We start from the raw sequence: 12867 nt of genomic DNA on the forward strand, positions 1-12867 counted from the left end.
TGTCAGTTCCTTTCCAGCAGCGCGACAGGGTGGATGGCGAGCAGGTGCGCCAGGGGGATGCGGCCGGTGTGCTCGGTGCCGGTCAGCAGGTCCCGCCAGGTGCCGCGCGGCAGGGTGAGCGTGTCGCTCCCCCAGCCACCGCGCCGCTCCAGCCCGACCGGGAGCCGGGTGGCGACGGTCACGGCCCGCTCGCCGCGGGCGAAGGCGATCGCGTGCTCGCCCGCCTCGATCGGCAGGTACGGCGCGTCCGGGCCCAGCCGGTGCCGCAGCCCCAGGGCGTGGGAGGTGACGGCCAGCTTGGCCTCGTCCCAGGTGAGGTCCTCGGCGGCGGTGCTCGGGTTGGCCTCGTCGGGGTTGGCGTGACTCGCGTGGGCCTGGGCCGACGAGAGCATCCGGCGCCGGAGCTGGAAGTCCACCGGGCGGCGGTTGTCCGGGTCGACCAGGGAGAAGTCGGTGATCTCGTTCCCCCAGTACAGGTCGGGCACGCCGGGCAGCATGAGCTGGACGAGCTTCTGCCCCAGCGAGTTGGACCTGGCGTACGGCTCGATCCTGGCGCCGAACTCCGCGATCGAAGGACCGCACTCCTCCACCGCGCGGGTGACGAAGTCGCGGATGCCGCGCTCGTAGGCCGGGTCCGGGGTGGCCCAGGAGATCGAGGTCTTGGCCTCGCGGGCCGCCTTGAACAGGTAGTCGAAGAACCTGTCCGGGTCGATCGGCCAGGACGCCATCAGGTTCTGCCAGGCCAGGTAGTCCAGGGCCGGGTCGAAGGAGACCTTCGCCGACCACTCGCCGACCGCCGCCGCCCAGTCGGCGGGCATCTCCGACAGCACGGCCAGCCGGGCCCGTACGTCCTCGGAGCGCTTGGTGTCGTGGGTGGACAGCGTCGTCATGGTGGCCGGGGACATCCTCCGGCAGAACGCGTGGAACTCCTCGACGGACTCGCCGAACCGGTCGGGCTCGCCGCCCACCTCGTTCAGGCAGGACAGCGGGTACCAGCGGTACAGGGCGGTGTCCTCGACCCCCTTGGCCATCACCGGCCCGCAGGTCTGCTGGAAGCGGGTGACGGCCTCGGCCGGCCCGTGCAGCACCTGCCGGACGACCTCGTCGACCGGGGCGCCCTCGGGCAGGTGCCCGGCCGCGATCCGGCCGGCCTCCTCGACGATCCGCGCCGACGCCTCGGGCACCGGCTCCCCGGGAACCGCGTACGCGCGGTAGACCGGCATGGCGGCCAGCAGCTCCACCAAGGTCTGCCGGTCGGAGCCGGTCACGGCGTGCAGCCGGTCGATCTCGGAGCCGAAGAACAGGTCCAGGACCTGGATCTTGGACTCGCGGACCACCTGGGCGTAGTCGGACGGCCCGCCGGTGTGCGTGACGTACAGCTCGACCAGCGGTTGTTTGCCGGCCGGGTCGACGAACAGGCCGGTGATGCGGTTGAGCACGTCGTAGCCGGTGGTGCCGTCGCAGTCCCAGTCGGCGGGCAGCCGCTCGGAGCCGACCAGGATCTTCTCGGCCACGGTCCACAGCCCCGAGGCCGCGCGCAGCCGAGACAGGTAGCCGCGCGGCTCGGCGAGCCCGTCGGGGTGGTCCACCCGCAGCCCCTGGACGACGCCCTCCTTGACCAGGGCGAGGATGAGGGCGTGCGTGTCGTCGAAGACCTGCGGGTCCTCGACGCGCAGCCCGATCAGCGAGGAGACGTCGAAGAAGCGGCGGTAGCCGGGCCCGCGCCGCCAGTCGACCAGCCGGTAGTGGGTGTCGGGCAGCGGGAACTCGTGGTCGTGGTAGCGCAGCACGTCGCCGTCCGCCACGACCTCCTCCGGGTCGCCGCCGAGGACCGGCATGTTGACCCTGCCCTCGCCGCCCTCCCAGTCGATGTCGAACCAGGAGGCGTACGGCGACTCGCGCCCCTCCTTGAGCACCGACCAGAGCTGGGCGTTGCCCGACTCGGGCACCGGGATCGTCATGTGGTTGGGCACGATGTCGACGACGATGCCGATCCCGTGCTGGGCCAGCGTCGCCGACAGCTCCCGCAGGCCCTCGGCGCCGCCGAACTCCTCGCGGATCCGCGAGTGGTCGGTCACGTCGTAGCCGTGCTGCGACCCGGGCACGGCCTGCAGGATCGGCGACAGGTAGACGTGGCTGATCCCCAGGTCCCGCAGGTACGGGGCGAGCTCGGCCACCTTGTCGAACCCGAAGTCCGGGGTCAGCTGGAACCGGTACGTCGACAGCGGCACCTCGTAGGAGCCGGGCGAGGGCAGCGGGATCTGCCCGTCCGTCTCCAGCGGCGCCGGGTCGACGATCTGGTCGCCGTCCTCACCGGTCCTGGCGCCGGGCACCGTCTCGGCGGGCGGCACGTCCGGCACACCCTGCGGCGGCACGCTCCCGGGCCCGGGAACGGGCGCGGGCTCGGCCGGCGGTGCCCCCGGGCCGGCCGGTGCGGGCTCGGGGACGGGCGCCGGCTCGGCCGGGACCGGTCCGGTCAGGACGGGCTCGGCCGGGACGAGTCCGGGCTCGGGCCGGGTCAGCGGCTCGTGGCGGTTCATCGGCTCAGACACGGCGCAACACCCTCACCGAGCGGCCGACCACCGGCACGCTCTCTCCGGCCCGGCACAGCCGGGTGTCGATCGTGATCGGCATGGCCGTGTCGATCTCCGTCAGCCACATCTCGCCGTAGTCCTTGGGAAGGGTGAACTTGATGACGTCGTGGTGGGCGTTGAACAGCAGCAGGAACGAGTCGTCGGCGATCTGCCGGCCCCGGCGGTCGGGCTCGGTGATGGCGTCGCCGTTCAGGAAGACCGCGAGCGACTTGGCGTAGCCCACGTTCCAGTCGGCGTCGGTCATCTTCTCCCCCTTGGGGGTGAGCCAGGCGATGTCGCTGAGGCTGTCCTCGGACCCGCGTACCGGGCGCCCGTAGAAGAACCTGCGCCGCCGGAAGACCGGGTGGTCGGCGCGGAGCTTGGCCACCCGCCGGGTGAACTCCAGCAGCAGCCAGTTCTCCCTGACGTCGGACCAGTCGACCCAGCTGAGCTCGTTGTCCTGGCAGTAGACGTTGTTGTTGCCCCGCTGGGTGCGGCCCAGCTCGTCGCCGTGGGAGAGCATCGGGACGCCCTGGGACAGGAACAGGGTCGTCAGGAAGTTCCGCTTCTGCTGCTCGCGCAGCGACTCGATGGCCAGCGACGCCGGCCCCTCCTCACCGCAGTTCCAGGAGCGGTTGTCGTCGGCGCCGTCCCGGTTGTCCTCGCCGTTGGCCTCGTTGTGCTTGCCGTTGTAGGACACCAGGTCCTGCAGGGTGAACCCGTCGTGGCAGGTGACGAAGTTGATGGAGGCGGCCGGACGGCGGCTGTCGTCCTGGTAGAGGTCGCTGGAGCCGGTCAGCCGGGAGGCGAACTCGGGCAGCGCGGCGGGCTCGCCCCGCCACAGGTCGCGGATCGTGTCGCGGTACAGGCCGTTCCACTCGGTCCAGCGGGCCGGGAAGTTGCCCACCTGGTAGCCGCCCGGGCCGACGTCCCACGGCTCGGCGATCAGCTTGACCTGCGAGAGCACCGGGTCCTGCTGGACCAGGTCGAAGAAGGCGCTCAGCCGGTCGACCTCGTGCAGCTCCCGCGCCAGCGTCGAGGCCAGGTCGAACCGGAAGCCGTCCACGTGCATCTCGATGACCCAGTAGCGGAGCGAGTCCATGATCATCTGGAGGACGTGCGGGGAGCGCATGAACAGGCTGTTGCCGGTGCCCGTGGTGTCCATGTAGTACCGCTTGTCGTCGTCGACCAGACGGTAGTACCCGGCGTTGTCGATGCCCCGCATGCTCAGCGTCGGGCCCAGGTGGTTGCCCTCGGCGGTGTGGTTGTAGACCACGTCGAGGATGACCTCGATGTTCGCCTCGTGCAGGGCCTTGACCATGGCCTTGAACTCCAGCACCTGCCCGCCGCGCTGCCCGGTGCTCGAATAGGCGTTGTGCGGCGCGAAGAAGCCGATGCTGTTGTAGCCCCAGTAGTTCGTCAGCCCGCGGTCGGACAGGATGTGGTCGGTGACGAACTGGTGCACCGGCATCAGTTCGAGCGCGGTCACCCCGAGCGACGTCAGGTGGTCGATGATCTCCGGGTGCCCGATCGCGGCGTAGGTGCCGCGGATCCGCTCGGGGATCTTCGGGTGGTTGATCGTCAGGCCCTTGACGTGCGCCTCGTAGATCACCGTGTTGTGGTACGGCGTGCTCGGCGGCCGGTCGTGCCCCCACCCGAAGAACGGGTTGATCACGACGGACTTCGGCATGAACACGGCCGAGTCGGCGTCGTTGAGGCTGTCGGGCTCGCCGAAGCGGTAGCCGTACACGGCCTCGTTCCAGTTCACGTCGCCGTCGATCGCCTTGGCGTAGGGATCGAGCAACAGTTTGGCGGGGTTGCATCGCTGCCCCGCCGCCGGGTCGTACGGGCCGTGGACGCGGTAGCCGTACCGCTGCCCCGGGCCGACGCGCGGCAGATATCCGTGCCAGACGAAGCCCTCGCACTCGGTGAGAGGGACCTTCGTCTCCTGATTGTCATCGTCGAACAGACACAGCTCGACGCGTTCCGCGGCCTCGGTGAAAAGCGCGAAGTTGGTTCCCGCGCCGTCGTAGGTGGCCCCCAGAGGATAGGGATCACCCGGCCAGATCTCGATCATTACACCGCCCCTTCAGCGGTGGACAGATATGCCCCGTGTTCGCCGTGGCATGCATACATTCTCACTCCTGTGACTCCGATCTCAGCAGATGGACGCGGCACGCCGTCACGAGCCTAGGACGGGCCCGGCCTCAGGCGTCCGGCCAGCGCGCGCACGGCGGGCTCGTACACGCGCAGGCCCGCCCGCGCCACGAAGGTCTCGGCCGCCCCCAGGTGGGCCGCGGCCCGCTCCTCGTCGCCGCCGAGCAGGGCCAGCCTGGCCAGGCAGAGGTCGGCCTGCGACCAGCCCAGCAGCCGTCCGGCGTGCGGTGCGAGCAGGCCGTACAGGACCTTGCCCGCGGTCTCGTCGCCGAGCGCGGCGCAGATCTCGCTGACGGCGTCCGCCACGAACCGGTAGGCCAGCTCGGGACCTATCGCGGCGAAGCCGTCCCGGGCCAGGCCGGCCAGGACCTCGCGCGCCTCGCCCGTCCTGCCCAGGTCGACCAGGGCCAGGCAGCGCAGGATCGTCCAGGGCCGCTGGCCGGGCCGGCGGCCGAGCATCTCCTCGGCCAGCGCGAGCGCCCGGCCGCTCTCGCCCGCGGCGCGCAGGGACAGGAAGCGGAACGTCTCCCGGCGCAGCAGCGCGTCGTCGCGGCCCAGCGCCCCCTCGGGGTGGGCGGCACCGGAGGCGTCGGCCGCGGCGAGCGCGCCGGCGAGGTGCCCGGACAGGTAGGCGCGGACCGCGGCCTGCCACTCGGCGAGGCTGACCATCGAGGGGAGCCGCAGCCGCCCGGCGTTCTCCCGCAGCCAGGCCAGCAGCTCCGCGGCGGGCCCGGCCTCGCCGCGGGCCATCAGCTCGACGTACGCGTTCTCCCTGCCGATCCACTCGGTGACCAGGTCCCCGGTACGGCGGCCGAGCTCCACGATCTCGGCGGCGACCTCCCGCCCGCGCTCGTGGTCGCGGTCGGAACGCAGCAGGATCTCCAGCGCGATCAGCGTCCTGGCCAGGGTCGCCTCGTCACCGCTGCGGCGGGCCAGCGACACCGCCTCCCGCGCCGTCTCCACGCTCCGCTCCACCGGCCGGCCGGTCGATCCGGTCAGCGCGGCGGCGGCGAGCAGCCGGGCCCGCCACGGCGAGTCGGAGGCCAGGCCGGAGGCGAGGACCCGGTCGATGCGCTCGGCCGTCCGGTCGATGCCGGTCATCTCCTCGTACATGGCCAGGTGCAGCGGGTCGGAGAAGCCGAGCACCGCCCTGGCCAGCCGGTCGTCGTCGCCGAGCCCCTCGGCGAGTTCCGCGGCGGCCTCCAGCGAGGCGCGGGCCGCCCCGGTCATCCCCGCCGCGGCCTGGGCCTCGGCCAGGTCGAGCAGCAGGTCGCAGCGGAGCGCGGCGTCCGGCTCCGCGAGCCGGTCGACCAGCGCGATCGCCTTCTCCAGGCCCTCCGCCGCGTCCTCGTGGGCGAACTGGGCACCGGCCTGGGCCGCCGCGCGCCGCGTGTAGCCGATGGCCCTGGCCGCCGACTCCGGGCCGAGCAGGCCCTCGCGGCAGTGGTGGGCGATCTCGCTCAGCCGCGTCCCGCCCCGCTCCCGGAGCACCTCGGCGATCCGCGCGTGCGTCCTCCTGCGGCGCAGCGGCGGCAGCGCCTCGCGCAGCACGTCGCGGACGATGTCGTGGACGAACCGGCAGGCCGGCCCGTCCTCGGCGACCAGCAGCCGGGCCTGCACGGCGGCGTCGACGATGTCGAGCACCCGCTCAGGGGGCGGTCCTGCCACCCGGGTCAGCACGTCGAGGTCCGCCTCCCGGCCGAGCAGCGCCGCGGCGGTCAGCACCTCCTCGGTGCCGGGCGGCAGGCCCGCCAGCCGGCCGCGTACCACGTCCGGCAGCGCCCCGGGTGTCTCACCGAGCCGGAGCGCCTCGCCCAGGAAGAACGGGTTGCCCGCGGTGAGCCTGCCCATCTCGGCCGCCCTGCCCGGGTCGGCCCCGGCCCGCTCCAGGTAGCGGCGGATCTCCTGCTCGTTCAGGCCGCGCAGCGGGAGCCGCCGCACGTGCGGCAGCCGCGCCAGCGCGCCCAGCGTGCGCTCCAGCGGTCCCGCCTCCCCTCCCCCGGTGTCGCGGTACGTCGCCACCACGGTCAGCTCCGGGCAGAGCCGGGTGGAGGCCAGGAACTCCAGCAGCCGCAGCGACGACGGGTCCGCCCACTGCAGGTCGTCGAGCACCACCAGCGTCCGGCCGTGCTCGTTCAGCAGCCGGGCGAACGCCTCGTACAGCTCGAACTGCCCGGTCCCCGGCGAGGCACCCGGCGTGCCCGGCGTGCTTTGAGTGCCCGGGGTGCCTTGGGCGCCTTGGGCGCCCGGGATGCCCGGTCGCGCTCCGGTTCCGGTGAGCTGCGCCAGCTCCCCGTCCCTGCCGACCAGTTCCCGTACCGCCTGTGTCCAGGGCCAGAACGGGGGCGCGCCGGCGCCGTCCCAGCAGCGGCCCCACACCACCCGCCGGCCCCGGGCCCGCGCGGCGTCGGCCGCGTGCTCGGCGAGGCGGGTCTTGCCGATGCCCGGCTCCCCGGCGAGCAGCACCACCCGGTGCCCGGCCCCGGCGACCACCCGCTCCAGCACCGCGGTCTCGGCGTCCCTGCCGACCGGCCCGTCGTCCTGCCCGGCCTCGGTGGCCGTCCCCGTCCCCGCGTCCCCGGCCGCGCCCACCGTGCCCACCGTGCCCACCGCGCTCGCCGCACTCGCCCGGTTCGTCACGTCCGCGACACCCACCGCGCCCACCGCGCCCACCGCGCTCGGTGTGCCCACCGTGCTCGCCGTGCTCGGCGCACCCCTCGCGCTCTGCACGCCCGCCGGGGGACGGGGGGTCAGGGCGGGGTCCTGGGCCAGGATGCGCCGCTCCATCTCCCTGGAACCCGCGTCGGGGTCCAGCCCCAGGTCCTCCATCAGCAGCCGCCGTCCTTCGGCGAGCACGGCGAGCGCGTCGGCCTGCCGGCCCGCCTGGTAAAGGGCGTGCGCCGCGAGCACCCGCAGCCGCTCCCTGAACGGGTGCGCGGCGACCAGCTGGGCCAGCCGGCCGTTCAGCGCCGCCCCCCGGCCCAGCGCCAGCTCCGCCCCGGCCAGGTCCTCCTCGATCGTCAGCCGGAACTCGGCCAGGTGCGCGGCCTCCTCGGCCGCCCAGGAGGAGGCCGCGAGGTCCGCGAGCGGCTCACCGCCCCACTCCCCCAGCGCCCGCCGCAGCTCCCGGGCCGCCCCCTCGTGGTCGCCCTCGGCCGTCCGGCCCGCGCCCGCGGCCGCGTGCTCCCGGGCCCGGCCCAGGTCGATCGCGGTGACCGGCACGTCCAGGGCGTACCCGCCCGGCCTGGTGACCAGGACCGTCGGGGCCGCCCTGCGCGTCCGGCCGGGCTCGAAGAGCCGTCGGAGCTTGGAGACGTACGCCTGCACGGTGTTGAGCGCCCCCGGGGGAGGATCGCCCTCCCAGAGCGCGTCGATCATCCGGTGCGGCCCGACCGGCCGTGGCGCGGCGAGGACGCACATGGCCAGCACCAGCCGTTGCTGGTAGGGACCGGCGTCCAGCGCCGTCCCGTCACCTGCGAGCACCCCGACCGGGCCCAGCACGCGAAAGTCCATCCGGCCCACCTCGCATTGAACTGCGCCGATAGTACCTTTCGCCTGTCCTGCCGGCCCTCACGCGACCGACCCTCACGCGACCGGCCCTCACGCGACCGGCCCTCGCCGTCACCGGATCCCGCCCCGCCGCTCCGGTCAGGCCCGGCTCCTCGGACGGGGTCACCGCCCTCCGCGTCGTGGAGGGTCGCGGAGGTCCCCCGGCCGGTGGCCCCTCACGGTTCGAGGCCCGCCCCCGCCCGCAGCCGCCGTATCCGCCCGTCCCCCTCGCAGAGCCCGCACACGTCGCCGTCGCGCTCGGCCGGCTCGACCGCCGCCCGGCCGTTCTGGCGCGCCACCGCGCCGCTCCCGCCCGGCACCGCGCCGGCGGGCTCGTCGGCACCGGCCGCGGCCAGGGCCCGCGCGGGGCCGCGCGCGCCGGTCCGCCCCTCGCCGCCGCACAGCCCGCACCGTTGCAGGGCGTCGAAGCCCGGGGAGCGGTACGCGTGCGAGGTCAGGCGACCGCGGTCGATCTCCCACCCCTGCACCCAGGCGAACGCGTCGATCTCCCCGAAGATCCAATCGTCCAGCGCCCGGAGGCCGATGATCGCTAAGCTTCGTACTCCGATCGAGCGGCCGCTCCCGCCTTCGACGTCGTGCTTCAAGGCTTCACCCCCTGAAGATTCGCCCTTCCCGGGCCTTACCCTTTGCCTACCCCTGTTTTGTGCCGCTGGCAATATGCGTCTGGCAATTGCCATGTAGTATTTGCCAGTAGATCTTTCCGTTGGTTCGTGCCACCGCTCCGTGCCGGGTCGTACCGGAGGCCGGACAGAGACCGGTCCGCCCGTCGGTGGCATCGAGAAGAGGGTGCGCCGATGGCCGAGAACAACCCGACCCTTCGTCGGCGCCGTCTCGGGGGCCGGCTACGGGAGCTGCGCAAACAGGCCGGGCTGACGGTCGAGCAGGCGGCCGAGGTGCTGCTCTGCACCCCCTCGAAGATCAGCAGGATGGAGAACGCCCAGCGTGGCGCCAGCCAGAGGGACGTGCGCGACCTCTGCGCCGCCTACGGCATCACGGACGAGGAACTGATCGACCAGCTCATGACGCTGGCCCGGGAGATCCGCAAACCCGGCCTGAAGCACGAGCACGGCGATCTCGGCAACGACGCCCTGTACACGTACATGGAGCTGGAGGCCGGGGCGTCGTCGATCACCGAGTTCCAGACCGCGTGCTTTCCCGGCCTGCTCCAGACCGAGGACTACGCCCGGGCCCTGATCCGGGGTCTGCTGCCACGGATGGCCGACGACGTGCTGGAGCGGCGCGTCGCCGCCCGCATGGCGCGCCAGCCGGCCGTGCTGGAGCGGCCGAAGCCCCCGCGCTACTGGGCCTTCATCGACGAGGCAGTGCTGCACCGGCGGGTCGGCGGCACCGAGATCATGAGGGCCCAGCTGGAGCACGCCCTGGTGGTCGCGGAGAAGCGCCACGTCACCCTTCAGGTCGTCCCCTTCGACAAGGGGGCCTACATGGGAGCGGGCAGCCCGTTCGTCTACCTGGAGATGGAGGAGGGCGTGGGCTCGCACGTCGTCTACATCGAGATCCTCGTCCGGAACGAGTATCTCGAGAGAGCCGACGACCTGGACGTGCACCGGGAGGCGATCGACCAGATCCGCGCCACGGCGCTGGATCCCCACGCCTCACTGGAACATATCGCCCGGATGATGCGGGCCTATATGGATTAAAAGAGAAAAAATGCACATTTCGTAATAAATAAAACGAACTCCCGCGTCACACCGGTGGTGTCAGGACGCCCGCGCAACAGGGGTCCTATTCTTTCCAAAGACACCGGGAGTGTCAATGAACTCACCGCAAGGCACGACCACTCCCCCCATGGAGTGGCGCATCTCTTCCCGCTGCAACGCGGGGAACTGCGTCCAAGTGGCCTTCGCGTCCGATATGGTCAGTGTTCGTGATTCCAAGAATCCCGACGGCGGCCTGCTGCGCTACTCGCGCGGCGATTGGGCCGTCTTCGTCCACGCCATCAAGCAGGGCGAATACGACCTCTCATAGATGGACTTAAACATGTACCGGGACCGAAATCACGGTCCCGGTACATAGTACAGCCAAAAAGAAACACTTACATTTTGGTGACGTATATTACGATGCTCCCGGCATGACATCCCGGCTTCACGACCGATCTTCTGGGAGAGCGCATGACGGGCCGACCTCGGTTCAGCAACAGCGTCTGGCACCGGCCGGCGTGCAACAACGGAAGCTGCGTGGAGGTGGCCTTCGAGCACGGCAGCGTCGGCGTGCGCGACGGCAAGCACGGAACGAACGGACCGGTCCTCGTCTTCACCCTGGCGGAGTGGGACTCCTTCGTCCGGTCCATCCGCCGAGGACGCTTCGACATCCCCTGGTTCCGGCGGATCGCCCGCAGGAACAGGAGGTTTGACCGCTGATCGATGGGTAGTCCAGCGTCTTCGCGATTGGAGGGCGCCAAGGATGGGCGGATTCAAGAAGTTCCTGCTGAGGGGCAACCTCGTCGAGCTGGCCGTCGCGGTCGTGGTCGGGGCGACCTTCAGCGGGCTGATCCAGGCACTGGTCAAGGATCTCATCACCCCCCTGATCGGAGCCGTCACGGGCGGCAGGCAGCCGGACTTCTCGCAGTACATGTTCACGATCAACGGCTCCAAGTTCATGTACGGCGACTTCATCAACCACCTTCTGACCTTCCTGATCATCGCCGCGGTCGTCTACTGGCTGGTCGTGATGCCGATGACCCGCCTGATCGGTTTCTTCGACCGGGACAAGAAGGCAACCGAGAAGGAATGCCCGGAGTGCCTGAGCGACATCCCGATCGAGGCCAAGCGCTGCGCGTTCTGCACCGTGGAACTGTCGCGGGTCGCGGTCGGCGACCGGCCCCCGGCCTGACGGGAAGCCCGGAGAACACCCCGCACCCCGGTTCACACCGGGCGGACGAAAGAGCGTCGCCGAGAGAGCGCGGCCCGATATCCCCTCGGGGAGTCCCGTCCCGCGTCTCGTTCCTCCGGAAATCGAGCCGATCGTTCATCGGCCCGGCCGTCCCGATGAAACGGACCGGCCGTTCCTGTGAAACGGCTCGGCTGTTCCTGTGAAACGGCCCTGCCGTCCTCGGTCGAAAGGCCGGGCCGCCCTTCCCTTCCGAGGTCGCCGGTGAAATCGGCGCCCGCGGAACGGCGGCCCTTTCCATGAGCCCGTCCGGGTGAACCCTCCGGGTCGGCGGGGCCGCGCCGACCGGGGACAATGGAATCGTGAGCTTCGAACTGGCCGTCTGGTACGAGCCCGAACCGATCTCCCGGGAGCAGGCCCGGAGCGTTCTCCAGGAGGCGCGCCACGCGGCACCGGAGGGCGTACGGGCCCGTCCGGGTGAGGCCGACCACCGTGGAGAGGACGAGGCCGAGGTCGCGGAGCCGCACCCCGGGGTGGTCGCGTTCGCCGAGCGCCTCCCCGGTGCCGGGTGGCTCTCCCCCGATCTCGTCCTGGTCACCCTGACCCCGCAGGAGGCCGACCAGGTCTCGGCCGAGGTCTTCGCGCTGGCGGCCGAGTGCGGGCTGGTCTGCTACGACCCGCAGCGGCACCTGGTGCACAACCTGGGCCCTCGGGGCGTCTACCCCACCATGGAGATGCGCACCGGTGACGGGATGATCGTGGTGGGCCCCGACCTGCGGCTCGTCTCGGACGCGCTCACCACCCTGTCCCCGCAGAACCCGTTCATGGCATTGATCGTCTTCGGCGAGCACTTCGTCCAGACCTCCCCGGAACCGTCCGGCTACGAGCTGGAGTACCGCGACAGCGTGCGCGGGCGGATGTTCCGCACGCACGTCGCCGACCTCTCCGCGGTCCAGGACGCCTTCACCGAGTACGCCACCGGCGTGCGGGCCTTCCTGGACCGGCACGACTGGCAGCCCGTCTGACGGCCCGCCCGAGCCCTGTCCGATGCCCGTCCGAGGACGTCGAGCGGACGATCCGGCGGCCCCGTGACGGCACGGCCGTGTCCGCTCAGCCGCACCCGTCCAGCGCCGCGCGCGTCTGCTCGACCGACATGGGCGGGACGGGGAGCGGGTGGGCCGCGGTGGCGCGCAGGCCGTCGAGGGTGAGCGCGAGGTGCCGCCGCCAGGCGGTGGGCGCGACGCGGGAGGTGGCGCGTACCGTCGCCGCGACCCCCCAGATCACGAAAGCCATGTCGGTGATGGTGACGTCGTCGCGCAGGGCGCCCGACTCCCGGGCGCGCTCGACGATCCGCAGCATCGACGCGTACCCGGGGTCCGTCGCGGTCGCGGCCCCGCGTACGGCGAGGTCGTTGTAGCCCAGGTCGGCGGCCTGCAGCTCGCACACCGCGGTGACGAACGTGGTGAAGCCCTCCCAGGCGTCGTCCGCCTCCAGCGCCCGCCCGGCCAGCCGCGCGACCGTCGCCACCCGGTCCTCGAACACCGCCTCCACCAGCTCCGCCCGGGTGGGGAAGCGGTTGTACAGCGTGCCGATGCTGACCCCGGCCGTACGGGCGATCTCTTCGAGCGGCACGTCGAGCCCGCGGTCGGCGAAGAGCCCTCTGGCCGCCGCCAGGAGGCGTTCCCGGTTCTGCAGGGCGTCCTTGCGCATGTCCCGGAGT

10 protein-coding genes are annotated in these 12867 nt (G+C 71.9%); 5 read left to right on the forward strand and 5 right to left on the reverse strand.

The window, feature by feature from the left end; genetic code table 11:
- Nucleotides 1-2: 2 nt before the first annotated feature.
- The 4 genes from treY to ACIBCT_RS12090 all read right to left on the reverse strand — a co-directional run bounded on the left by treY (nt 3) and on the right by ACIBCT_RS12090 (nt 8884).
- Nucleotides 3-2552 (reverse strand): malto-oligosyltrehalose synthase, encoded by a 2550-nt coding sequence (treY, locus tag ACIBCT_RS12075; protein WP_399187575.1) that lies wholly within the window; start codon nt 2550-2552, stop codon nt 3-5.
- Nucleotides 2545-4650 (reverse strand): glycogen debranching protein GlgX, encoded by a 2106-nt coding sequence (glgX, locus tag ACIBCT_RS12080; RefSeq protein ID WP_399187577.1) that lies wholly within the window; start codon nt 4648-4650, stop codon nt 2545-2547. The genes treY and glgX overlap by 8 nt, the downstream gene beginning before the upstream one ends.
- Nucleotides 4651-4763: 113 nt before the next feature.
- Nucleotides 4764-8243 (reverse strand): BTAD domain-containing putative transcriptional regulator, encoded by a 3480-nt coding sequence (locus tag ACIBCT_RS12085; RefSeq protein ID WP_399187579.1) that lies wholly within the window; start codon nt 8241-8243, stop codon nt 4764-4766.
- A gap of 212 nt (nt 8244-8455) precedes the next feature.
- Nucleotides 8456-8884 carry a hypothetical protein gene (locus ACIBCT_RS12090; protein ID WP_399187581.1) on the reverse strand — a complete coding sequence of 143 codons (429 nt, stop codon included), beginning with the start codon at nt 8882-8884 and terminating at the stop codon, nt 8456-8458.
- A gap of 210 nt (nt 8885-9094) precedes the next feature.
- Between ACIBCT_RS12090 and ACIBCT_RS12095 the strand changes: the two genes are divergently transcribed.
- The 5 genes from ACIBCT_RS12095 to ACIBCT_RS12115 all read left to right on the forward strand — a co-directional run bounded on the left by ACIBCT_RS12095 (nt 9095) and on the right by ACIBCT_RS12115 (nt 12172).
- Nucleotides 9095-9958, forward strand: coding sequence for a helix-turn-helix domain-containing protein (locus ACIBCT_RS12095; protein WP_399187583.1), 864 nt, complete (start codon nt 9095-9097; stop codon nt 9956-9958).
- 148 nt (nt 9959-10106) lie between these two features.
- Nucleotides 10107-10286 carry a DUF397 domain-containing protein gene (locus tag ACIBCT_RS12100; protein WP_344888781.1) on the forward strand — a complete coding sequence of 60 codons (180 nt, stop codon included), beginning with the start codon at nt 10107-10109 and terminating at the stop codon, nt 10284-10286.
- 143 nt (nt 10287-10429) lie between these two features.
- Nucleotides 10430-10678, forward strand: a complete 249-nt coding sequence (locus tag ACIBCT_RS12105) for a DUF397 domain-containing protein (RefSeq protein WP_399187585.1) — start codon at nt 10430-10432, stop codon at nt 10676-10678.
- A gap of 43 nt (nt 10679-10721) precedes the next feature.
- A complete protein-coding gene (gene mscL / locus ACIBCT_RS12110; RefSeq protein ID WP_399187587.1) occupies nt 10722-11150 on the forward strand; it encodes a large conductance mechanosensitive channel protein MscL in 429 nt (142 codons plus the stop codon).
- Between the two features lie 359 nt (nt 11151-11509).
- Nucleotides 11510-12172 carry a hypothetical protein gene (locus ACIBCT_RS12115; protein WP_399187589.1) on the forward strand — a complete coding sequence of 221 codons (663 nt, stop codon included), beginning with the start codon at nt 11510-11512 and terminating at the stop codon, nt 12170-12172.
- Between the two features lie 85 nt (nt 12173-12257).
- On the opposite strand, the gene ACIBCT_RS12120 is transcribed toward ACIBCT_RS12115, so the two are convergent.
- Nucleotides 12258-12857 (reverse strand): TetR/AcrR family transcriptional regulator, encoded by a 600-nt coding sequence (locus ACIBCT_RS12120; RefSeq protein WP_399187591.1) that lies wholly within the window; start codon nt 12855-12857, stop codon nt 12258-12260.
- Between the last annotated feature and the right edge of the window lie 10 nt (nt 12858-12867).

The sequence above is a fragment of the Streptosporangium sp. NPDC050855 genome (genome assembly GCF_044456585.1).
Lineage (GTDB): Bacteria > Actinomycetota > Actinomycetes > Streptosporangiales > Streptosporangiaceae > Streptosporangium > Streptosporangium longisporum.